The 328-nt window shown below is 66.5% G+C and carries 1 protein-coding gene; it reads left to right on the forward strand.

Features of this window, described 5'->3' with window-relative positions; genetic code table 11:
* A partial coding sequence (locus tag J0A65_RS26755; protein WP_206597200.1) for a hypothetical protein occupies positions 1 to 328 on the forward strand: 328 nt, incomplete at both ends.

Below are 328 nucleotides of genomic sequence, written 5' to 3' on the forward strand. Positions count from 1 at the left end.
AGGAACGGCGTCTGGAGTTCCATCGGCGTTACCGGGGCTTCATCGAGCACGCCAGCGAACTCGACGCTGACGGCCGCGAGGCGCAAGCGCAGCAACTGAGTGAAGGCGTCGACGCACTGGAACGCCGGGGCGAGCTGGCGCTGAGCGAAGCCTTGCTGCTGCAGATCGGCCTGATCAGGGCCGTCAGCACAGACGAGCAGGAACAGAAGCGCCGCGCCGAAGCCCTGATCAGGCGTTACCAGGCCCTCAGTGCAGAGCGCGAGGCCAGGCAGGCGCAACGGGTCGACCCGAACTTCGCACGCTACAAGGCCGAGGAGAAGCGCATCGT

It is taken from the genome of Bowmanella yangjiangensis, from assembly GCF_017255015.1.
Classification (GTDB): Bacteria; Pseudomonadota; Gammaproteobacteria; order Enterobacterales; family Alteromonadaceae; genus Bowmanella; species Bowmanella yangjiangensis.